Origin of the sequence: Leptolyngbya cf. ectocarpi LEGE 11479 (genome assembly GCF_015207065.1) — a bacterium.
Lineage (GTDB): Bacteria > Cyanobacteriota > Cyanobacteriia > Phormidesmidales > Phormidesmidaceae > Leptothoe > Leptothoe ectocarpi.
This window is the reverse complement of sequence record NZ_JADEXP010000236.1, coordinates 1-10,271: the sequence shown is the minus strand read 5'-3', so window position 1 is coordinate 10,271 and position 10,271 is coordinate 1. Positions and strand designations below refer to the sequence as shown.

At 49.3% G+C, this 10,271-nt stretch carries 7 protein-coding genes; 3 read left to right on the top strand and 4 right to left on the bottom strand.

The window, feature by feature from the left end; all coding sequences use genetic code 11:
* Positions 1 to 192: 192 nt before the first annotated feature.
* Positions 193 to 1,335 (bottom strand): pentapeptide repeat-containing protein, encoded by a 1,143-nt coding sequence (locus IQ260_RS20870; protein WP_193995027.1) that lies wholly within the window; start codon positions 1,333 to 1,335, stop codon positions 193 to 195.
* A 109-nt stretch (positions 1,336 to 1,444) separates the two neighbouring features.
* Positions 1,445 to 3,817: an alpha/beta hydrolase family protein gene (locus tag IQ260_RS20865; protein ID WP_228016314.1), complete on the bottom strand. Its 2,373-nt coding sequence runs from the start codon at positions 3,815 to 3,817 to the stop codon at positions 1,445 to 1,447.
* Positions 3,818 to 4,169: 352 nt separating this feature from the next.
* Here IQ260_RS20865 and IQ260_RS20860 point away from each other — a divergent pair, with 352 nt between their 5' ends.
* Positions 4,170 to 5,681 carry a hypothetical protein gene (locus IQ260_RS20860; protein WP_193995025.1) on the top strand — a complete coding sequence of 504 codons (1,512 nt, stop codon included), beginning with the start codon at positions 4,170 to 4,172 and terminating at the stop codon, positions 5,679 to 5,681.
* A 203-nt stretch (positions 5,682 to 5,884) separates the two neighbouring features.
* Here IQ260_RS20860 and IQ260_RS20855 read toward each other — a convergent pair whose 3' ends face one another.
* Positions 5,885 to 6,247 (bottom strand): hypothetical protein, encoded by a 363-nt coding sequence (locus IQ260_RS20855; protein WP_193995024.1) that lies wholly within the window; start codon positions 6,245 to 6,247, stop codon positions 5,885 to 5,887.
* A 185-nt stretch (positions 6,248 to 6,432) separates the two neighbouring features.
* Positions 6,433 to 7,014, bottom strand: a complete 582-nt coding sequence (locus IQ260_RS20850; protein ID WP_193995023.1) for a TetR/AcrR family transcriptional regulator — start codon at positions 7,012 to 7,014, stop codon at positions 6,433 to 6,435.
* Positions 7,015 to 7,361: 347 nt separating this feature from the next.
* Here IQ260_RS20850 and IQ260_RS20845 point away from each other — a divergent pair, with 347 nt between their 5' ends.
* Both IQ260_RS20845 and IQ260_RS20840 read left to right on the top strand, forming a co-directional pair.
* Positions 7,362 to 8,723, top strand: coding sequence for a flavin monoamine oxidase family protein (locus IQ260_RS20845; RefSeq protein ID WP_193995022.1), 1,362 nt, complete (start codon positions 7,362 to 7,364; stop codon positions 8,721 to 8,723).
* 123 nt (positions 8,724 to 8,846) lie between these two features.
* Positions 8,847 to 10,148: a lipoxygenase family protein gene (locus tag IQ260_RS20840; RefSeq protein WP_193995021.1), complete on the top strand. Its 1,302-nt coding sequence runs from the start codon at positions 8,847 to 8,849 to the stop codon at positions 10,146 to 10,148.
* Positions 10,149 to 10,271: the final 123 nt, after the last annotated feature.

The following is a 10,271-nucleotide window of genomic DNA, read 5'->3' as shown; positions in this document are numbered from 1 at the left end:
ACGCCAGATTGTGCAGACGATGAAGTCAGCCGGTCTGCCTATCGCGGAAATCGCTCGATTTACTGGCCTGAGTGAACAGGAGATTTGTGAGATTTAGAGATTTAGAGTAAGTCTGTGGGAGACTAACATTGCAAAAACTTCATACTGAAAATATTATTAGTCGGGCCATTTTAAGAGCTATTTTCCCAGATGCTAAACATTTCTGCTTAAATGGTCCTTCAATTGCTTTATATAATGCTCTCCATGATTGTTGTTTTCAAGGAATGTATCGCTCATGAATAAAGATGATTGTTGAAGAATGAGCTGACAATCACGATCAGGATTGGCAGATATGTTGTGAGGTAGCTGAGTTTGGCATAAAATAGCTAGGCTTAGTTGTTCATCAGTTAGACCGCTTGTCTCGCTGAGCTTAGTTTTCCAAAGAATGGCACCATCCAAAACCGCGTCATCTAATTGCGATTGGTGAAAGTTAGCACCAAACAGTTGAGAGTCACAGAAAGCTGCGCTGAAAAGTTGAGAATCAAAGTGGGCTCTATACAGAATAGACTTGTTGAATACAGCACTAGAGGCATCGGAATTTAAGAAACTAGCACCGTTGAGATGAGCATTAGCAAATACTGTACTTATAAGCTGCACATTACAAAATCTTAGGTATTTGCATTGTGTATTACGCAAATCTGCTCCTGTGAAGTTTGCCCCTTCCAACAGGGCTAGCTGTAATCTTGCTTGTGTAAGATTTGCCTCATAGAAATCAGTCTTTCTCAGATCGGCCTGAAAAAGGTCAGCTTTGATAAGTTGAACTCTGTCCAGCCGCGCTTCTTGAAGGTTAGCTTGAATAAGACGTGCGCCGTTTAAATTTATCGCTGATAATACAGCTTTAGGCACTGCTACACCCTCAAGATTCACTCCGTCTTTGGCAAGCTCTTCCAGAGCCTGTATTCTTCCACCACTTCCTGTCTGACCTCTAGCTGAATTGATAACTTGCCAAGCTTGTCTTTGACCTAATCTTTGTCGATCTTTAATTTCAGCTAAAAAGATTATTCCTGTTGTTCCTAAAGCTATGGACTCTAAATTGTCGAATATGACTTCAAACGGTGATTTTGAGGAATCATATTTAAGCCATAGGCAGATGATTACAAGAGAAAGAAAGCAAAACAGACCAAGCCCAGCTTTCGTCCTCATCATTTCAAAGAATTTATAAATAAAGGTGTGCTCCCAAATTTGACGACGAAATTCTTCAGGGCTCTGCAAATACCATTCATAATCTTTTTGCTGCTGACGAAGATACATACGTCTTTTTCGATCATCGATAGTATGCTCTTTATGTTTGGCCATATGATATTCAAAATTTGAAAATTTCTACTGAGAACATAAAGTCTTTGTTTGACAAATCCTATCTCACATGAGACTGTCGCTATTTCATGAAACTGTGTGCTTTATTTCGCTAATCACTACCTTTCACATGCTGATCCAACCACTGCACCATTTCCCACAACACATGACCCACTGCCTCTCTAGATCGATAGCTATGACCCTCAGCCGGTAGCGACACATATCGCACCGTACCTCCCAATCCCTTCATGGCATCGTACATTCGAGATGACTGCATCGGATAGGTGCCCGAATTATTATCCTCAGCCCCATGAATCAGCAGTAGCGGCTCATTAATTTTCTCAACAGAAATAAACGGAGACATGGTTAGATAAGTCTCCGGAGTTTCCCAGAACGTGCGCTGTTCTCCCTGAAAACCAAAGGGTGTTAGCGTCCGATTGTAGGCACCGCTGCGGGCGATGCCAGCTTGGAACAGATCGCTATGGGCTAGCAGATTTGCTGCAGTAAAGGCCCCGTAGGAATGACCGCCAATGGCCAGACGGGTGCGATCGCTAACGCCACGTTCCACAAGATAATCAACTGCGGCTTCAGCGCTAGACACCAACTGCTCAATATAGGTATCGTTGGGTTCTGCGTCTTCTTCGCCAATAATGGGCATGGTCGGACCGCTAAGCACAGCATATCCCTGAGTTAACAAAAACAAAACCGACGTTCTGCCTGGACGGGTAAACGTATGCTCTGAGCGAGTATTTTGGCTGGCGACGTCGCGGTCTTTAAACTCTCGGGGGTAAACCCAGAAGACTGTGGGTAAAGGGCCACTCGTTGCTGGATCATGACCCGGTGGCAGATATAGCGTCGCCGTGAGCGTCACCCCATCAGCGCGAGGATAGCGCACTACCTCTTTTTTGACATCGGCATACCAGGCTAACGGATCGGTAAAGTCCGTTAGTGAGCGTTCTTCTCCACTGGCGAGATCGATCTGATAGTAGTTGCTCGGACTGCTAGGAGACTCTCTGCGAACAATCAATGAGCGGGCATCGTGATCCAAAAGACGAGTGACGCGGCTAAATTTCTCTCCTTCAGCCTGCCACAGACGTTCTGTTTGTAAACTGGCTAGGTCCAGCCGATCCAAAAAGGGAAATACGCCCTCTGGAGATGCACCATTGCCATTTAAATAGATGCTCTTACCATCGTCGCTAACCATGAGTACCGAGCGGCCGTAGGGACCAGGGATGGTCATCGGATTGCCTGGATTAGCATAGGCATCTTGAAAGTCTCTGGCATTGACTAAAACGGGTTCAGTCCCTTGGGGATTAATCATCCAGGTTTTTCGCTGGCGGCTGTCGTACCAAGTTTCTGTCACCATGGCAAAGGTGTCATGACCCCAGATGATGCCGCTAAATCGCAGGGTGGAACGCCAGATTTCTGTGGGTGCTTTGTCAAAGGGCGCGGCTAGGGTATAAAGTCCATCACGATAGTCAGCGGCGACACTGGCATCACCACCGTCTAGCGCCTCTACCCAGTAAAGGGTGGCTGGCTGATCCGTACGCCAACCGATGCTGCGCTTTCCCGTACGCACTGAGTCAAAGGCCAGGGGTATATCATCGGCCAGGGGTAAATCTACCAGTTCATGGATCACTTGACCCTGGCGGTTCAGTACCTCGTAGCGCACGGGAAAACGGGATAGGGGCACCTGGTAGGAGAAAGGACGATGGACGGTGGATCGCAACAACCACTGTCCATCTGGCGATAGGGTCACATTGCGGATCAGGTCTGGTTTATCTAGGCGGGTAATCTCTCCATCCAAACTAATATGGGCCAGCTGGGCTGAGAAATAGTATTCAAACAGGGCTTCATCGTGGGGGCTCTCCAACAGATTGGTATAAGTGCGTGTGGCGGCCACTCTTCCCTGGCTGCTTTCAATTACAGGCCCCGTTGGTGTCGTTGGCATTGCTGGCGGTGCTCCGACATCGCGAGGACGGACTTTACAAATGAGGCCGTCGTCTCCCGGTAACCAATGACAGGGACTGTTGTAGACCCCATTGAGAATGGGGCTGCTGAGGGGGCTAGCTTTTGCTGCGGCCACATCCAACACCCATAGCTCAATGCCGTCAGTCTGAGTCAGGGTAAATGATAGGTAGCGACTGTTATAGGACCAGCGTAGGTTACGTATACGAGCCCCGGCGGGTAGATGGATCAAGGTGCCCTCTGAGGCTCCCAACGGGCGGACGCTGATCCCCTTGTAGGAGGCTGCTTGGGCTGGTTCCCAGGTATTGGGGTTGAGTTTGATACCTGCGATCGCAACCCAAGGTTCTGCCAGCTCAGCAATGGGCGGTAATGGCCGTCGTTCAAACTCCACCAGCCACTGGTTGTCAGGCGAAATCGACACCGCCGGTAGCCGGTCCGCATCCAACATCGATACAATCGGTTCCGGCGGATTTTGCCAGGTAGCTGACAGCGAATTAGTCTGAGCGGAGGCAGGCATAGTAATCAGAGGGAGAACGACTAGCGGCAACAGGTGTCGAAACATAACGAGTATTCAAGCTAGAACCTTAGAGTGTAGATACTTCCCATGCCCTAAAGCTGTTCCTTCATCAAACCTCAAAACTCACTATAAAGGTTAAGCAAGGGAAAGCAAAAATGAGCAGGTCTGTGTGGATCGCCCAAAAGGAACTACTGCCCATAGGGGTGCGTCTCCATGGTCTTAGGGGAATAAGGCATAGTCCTTGACTGGCAAGCACGAATAATAGCTGAAACACTTTTTCAGTCTTAATGTCAAGCGGGGACTGTGACAGCGAACATTCTTTAATCAATTTAAACTCAAAAAGTTGAATACCATGGCTCAATTGACTGGCTTTTTCCAGGGTACGTCCCAGGCAGATACCTTTTTGGGCAAAGCAGATACAATCCTCATTGATGATGAATACATCGGTATCAGTGCTGATGTTTTGGTCATTGATAGTTTTGGTGGAGATGATATCGTTGAAGCCATCACAAACATCAGCACCTTTGCTGTAGATGACATCCCCTTTGGTGGAACGATCGATGCCTTAGGGATTGGTATGACCGGCGCTACTGTCGATACAGGAAGAGGATCAGATACATTCACAGCCAGTAGTGTTGCCACCTCTAAACGATCTACCCTGAGTATTGGCTTACGTAATTCGGACATCAAAACCAAAGGTGGCCATGATTCTGTTCTCATTAATGGTACAGGTAACGTTAGTAACATCAGTGGTTTCTCAGCGACAGGGATAGGGATGCGTTCTTCCGTTCTAAAAGCAGGAGCTGGCAATGACACCGTCACCGTAAACGCCAGAGGTAGTGCAGGGTCCCAAGGCAAACCCTCCTCCTTAGCGATAGGCTTAGAAAGCAGTAGCCTCGGTGGCAACCGGGGAGAAGATGTGATTCAAATCTCAGCCTCTGCCGTAAGCAGCGCGTTCATTGCTGGTGGAACCGCCTCTGCCACTGGAATTATCAGCGATTCTTATGTGTCGGGTGGTGCCGACAACGACACTATTTCTATCACAGCCTCCACACAGATTGGAACTAGACGGGGCGGTGGTTCCTCCAAGGCTACGGGGGTTGGTATAAGTTCTGTTGTTTGGGGCGGTAAGGGTAGCGATAAGATTACGATTGCAGCGAGCACTGACGCTGTTGGTACGTTTGGGGCCATGACTGAGGCTACCGGGGTACTATCTGGCCTAGTTGAGGGTAATGGTGATAACGACACCATCAATATTACGGCTGAGATCAAAAGCGCTAGCGGTGCTGCCGTAGGTATAAACGCATCAACGGTTTCTGGCGGTGCTGGTAGTGATGAGATCACCATTGGGGTGAAAGGCTTTACGAACATACTTCCAGCTCAAAACTTCTTTGGTGCGCTTGAATCCCATATTTTAGGAGGGAGTGGTAATGACACCATTACAATCGAGTCCACCTATACACCCCAGACCTCCCGTGGTGGTATTATCCTGAATAACAGCATTGGTCTGGTCAATAGCGCCCTGGATGGTGGTAGCGGCGATGATATCTTGACTGTGAGCGGCTTAAACCTAGATCTAAAAGACGCAGTTGTATTTGGCGGTGGTGGTGAAGATATTTTTGATACTGGTGTGGGTAGTGCCAGTATTTCTGGTGGCGGTGGCCAAGATATCCTTAAGCTAGATTTCTTTGATACCGCTACGATGTCCATCACACAGTTGGGGACTAACAGCATTCATATTTTGGGCACTCAGGATAAGCAGGGCAACAGTCTTGACTGGACCCAGACTATAAATGGTGTGGAGCACTATGAAGTGGCTGGAGCCTTATACAATGCGACAGATGTTGTTGCCTTATTAGGCTGATCATTTTCTCTTTTCATCCTTTTTGAGAAGATTCTCCCCATAGGTAACATTAGTTATCTGTGGGGAGTTTTTAAAAGCTTGTCAGACTAAGAATAATCATACAACAGTCCCAATCTCTTATTGCCCTTCGTTGCAGCTATGCTTCAGTCTCCCCTTTTTAGAACGCAGCAAAAGCCAAGCGGTCACTAAAGGGACCATAAAAATCAGGTTAACCAGTGGTAGCCAAAACTCACATAGGGATTTGAAATGGCCCACCAAAACCCATGTAGCATATACGCTATGGGTATCAAGCTAAAGAGCCCAACAAAAACCTGACCACGCTGATAGCTAATCCATCGGAATCGGGTTCCTGCGCCAATGAACAACGCTTCCATTGAAGCTGCTGCCTGGAGTAGCCAAGTAATCATACTCAAGCTGAACAGCCAGTCGTCTAGATCGATCTCGTTAGGATTGAGCCAGCCATACATCCAATAGTGCAGCCAACGTGCTGCCAACACTAAAACCAGCACACCCCATAGGATGATCAGTCCCAGGCTAATTCTTTGGAGCAATTTAGAAAAAGGCATTACTTTTTGGCTACTAGCAGCGCGACAAACTAACCTCTACAGGAGAATTTCCCAACCATCCGGCGGAATCTAAACAGTCTTTGTTATAGCATTCTCTTTTTTCTCGAAACAAGTAGCAGCTAATACTGCTTCAATTTATTGAAATACCGCTCAACCCCTGAAGTGAATCCCAATGTATCAGAGGTTCACTTCAGGTCTTTTAGTACTGTTTCAATCGCTGCCTTTGCAGACTTGATAGGAGCCCCCTTTACGCCGAGCCACTCCAGCAGGGGGGAGCGATCAATCAGGATGGTAACTGTATAGGCTGCCGTTTTCAGTTGGTTTTTCGGAACATTTGGATACTCCCGTTGCAGCATCTCATCCACAGTTCGGAACATGTTGTCGTAGCTGCGTCGAAGGCGATCGCGAACGACCTTGGATCGAGTCGCATAGGCTGAGATCTCCGCCCAGAGGATTTCCACCCGCTCGGTAGAGTTTTGCTGATGACTGTGGAATGTTTCCACGAGATCCATGACACTAGCTGACTGTTCTAGCTTTGCCAGTGCTTCGTTCGTGTATGTGTCAAATGTATCGATGATTCGTTGGGTCATCGCATCGACCAAGCCCTCTCGATTTCCAAAGTAGTGGCTGACCATTTTTCGATCCATCCCCAGCACCTGAGCAATGTGCTGAAACGAGGTTCCCTCAATGCCTCGCTCTAAAATGCACTGCTCGAAGGCATTGAGTATATCCTCTCGCCGCTCAGCAGCCAGACTTTTCCGTCCCACAGCACACGCTCCTCATATACGCAGTTACCCTCTGAGACTACAGGATGCCAAAGGGGGTTGACAAAATAAATTCATCAAGTGTAGAACTATCATAGATTCATCAAGTGTAGAATTTTAGCTCGTCATCACCAGCTTATCTAATGAGGATTCAACATGAAATGTTTAGTCTCCGCGAACATTGCTATCTCTGAAAAGGTTTTCAGTGCCCAAGAGAGCCCATCTTTTCCTGTAGCAGCCTATTTTTTTGGCAATAAATTCATCAATTGATGAATTTATTTTAGGGTCATCGCACACAGCTCACGGCGCGATCGCGCATAACCGCGCTGCAAACACCATAGGAGGACATCATGAATCAAACGCCAGAACAGACAACTTTCGACACCATTATTGTGGGTGCAGGACTATCTGGCCTCTATGCGGCCCGTGTCCTCTCCAAGGCTGGACAGCTCGTTGCTGTGCTAGAGGCGCGCGATCGCGTCGGTGGCCTGACCTGCTCTGAATACAACGAGTATCTCGGAGAGCATATCGATCTAGGCGGCGCTTGGCTCGCCGATAACCATAGGCGGATGCATGAACTCGTTCAAGAATTCAATGTGCCCCTGATTCGGCAGTTCGTGACCGGTAAAGAGGTAGCTGTTGACGGAGAGACTCGCCATCTCGGTGACGTGGGCAGCTTCCCCGGACGGCAAGCGGCTCTACCCGAACTCCAAACCGTCATGGCCAAGCTGGAGGGCGAGCTAGCTGGCCTCGATATTGACGCGCCATGGACCCACGAAAAAGCCCAAGAATTTGATGCCATGACCTTCGCTGGCTGGGTTAACCAGAACGTCGAAACACCCGCCCTACGAGCGTTGATCGCCATCAGCACGAATGCCTACTTTGGAGTGATGCCAGAAGAAGTCTCCTTCCTTGAGACCCTGCATTTGTTTAAAACTTGCGGTGACATCATTTTTATGGGCGATACCCATACGGGTGGACAAGCCGCCCATATGATGGGCAGTCAGTTGGTATCCGAGGGGTTAGCTGCAACCGTCAACGGTGTAGTATCCCTCAGCTCGCCCGTGCGCCGCATCGTACAAAACGATCACGGCGTTACCGTGGAGTGCGACGAAACCACCTGGCAGGGCAAACAGGTCATCTGTGCGCTGCCCCCCGTGATGATCAATCGGCTTGAGTTTGAGCCCATGTTGCCCGCCTACCGCCGCGCGTTCCATCAGCGCTGCCCGATCGGCCGATACACCAAGGCCATCCTCACCTACGAGACGCCCTTTTGGCGCGGCCAAGGTCTCTCGGGCATCGCCGCGAGCATCGACAACAGCATGACCGGCATTTTTGACCTCGGCGACACCGAGTCGAAGCGCGGGGTGATTTCGATCCTGTTTGGCGGGGAGCCATCGATACCGTTAGATAACGTGACCGAGGCTGAACGCGACCAAATTATTCTCGATCAGGTCGCCATTGCGCTGGGTGAACCGGCACGCCATCCTGTGGAGATGGTGGTTAAGCAATGGGTGAATGAACCTTGGTCCCAAGGCGGGGCCTGCTCATATATGACGCCGGGCACACTGACGACAATTGGCGATCGTCTCTGGGAACCCTGCGATCGCATCTACTGGGCAGGTACCCATCTGTCGAAAGTCTGGCGCGGCTATATGGAAGGGGCCTGTGCGTCGGGCGAAGCGGCGGCTAATGCTGTCCTAGCCGCGTAAAACAAGAGAGTTTGAGCCCACACGTTCCAGTTTGCAAAAACGATCATCCTGAAAGTAATCAAGATCGTTTGATTCGATGCGCAGAGCAAACGTAGAAAAACTTACAGTCAAGGAGTCATTTAGATGTCATCCATTGTTGATCCGATCTTTCCCATGAAGGGAGATATTCCGCTTTCTTCCTCTGATCTACATTCACGAATTACGTCAGCCCTCATCCGCGATGAAGCCAACGCTTGGCAGCCTCGTGGTCCCAAAGCAGTCGGTATTCCGAAACAGATGGCAACGTTAGAAAAATACGATGTTGCCGCGCCCTTTATTGCGGTTCCTGCCCTTGATGAAGATGGCAAAAAGATCACGTTTTCGGAACAAGCCACCCATTGGGCACTTCAGAGCTTGCCGTTGTCCGATGACGACAATATGTGGTCGAACCCGACAGAAGCGATCAAACAAATCGAGATTCAGTATGGCGACGTTCTGCCCAAGCCGAATGTGCAGTGGCAAGAGACAACCTCCGATAAAACCATGTCTCTCCTGGCCTTTCAGGGGATTGGCTCCCATCGTCTAGAGCAAGTAAAAGACGACCCCAATGCCGCCTATAGGGTCGATCTCTCCTGGATGGTTGCTTTTCCAGTGCGTGAGGGCTTTGAGCGCTACGGAGCCTGCGCCTTTTTCGATAACAATCGGCAGCTTATCCGGATCTACACGGCCTATAACGACAAGACGCATTATCCTAACGCCCCAACCTGGGAAGCCGCCAAATGGTGCTGGCGTTGCTCGCTGTTTGCAGGGGTAACGGTTGCCGATCATTTAGGCTCCGTCCACTATCTGGCATCAAATCTGCTCGTCACCGCAACACGAGAACAGCTGCCACCCGAGCATCCATTTCGTCGGTTACTCACCCCGTTTATTTACGGCACGGCTGATGTCAACCGAGATGCCTATGTACTGCTATCTCCAAAGCAAGGATTGGCCCATCGCACCTTTGCATTTACCTACGACGGTATGGTCAGGTGCTTGTTAAAGGGTGTGGAATTCGTTCGTCTACAAACCTTCTCAGAAGCGCTGGCGGCGGCGGGAACAAACTCTCTGAGGGATGAATTCCCCTACGCAACCGATGGTTTAGCTTTGTATGAGATCTTAGAAAAGTATGTGCGAGATTATCTTGCAATCTATTTTCCTGATAACACTTCTGTCGCAGATCCGTCTATTCGCCACTGGTGGAGCGCACTGACCAAACAAGCGCCTAATCTCGGACTCAAGCCACTCCAGACTGCCGAACAACTGATTCGAGTCACCACACATTTTATGTTTACAGTGACTGGTTTTCATGGCCAAGTCGGCGATGTTGTTGCTTACACCCGCGATCCTGCTTTTGTCGGTGCAAAAATCAGAGCAGGACAAACCATTGGGGACGTCCAATCCTAGTTCCAACTCAGTTTGTTTGGCTAAAATGAGGGCATAGAGTTTGGAGGCCAAGGACGATGGCCAAACGCAAACGACGAGGAGTCGCCGGGGATAAAACGATCTGCCTACCGATAGCCGAGGGGA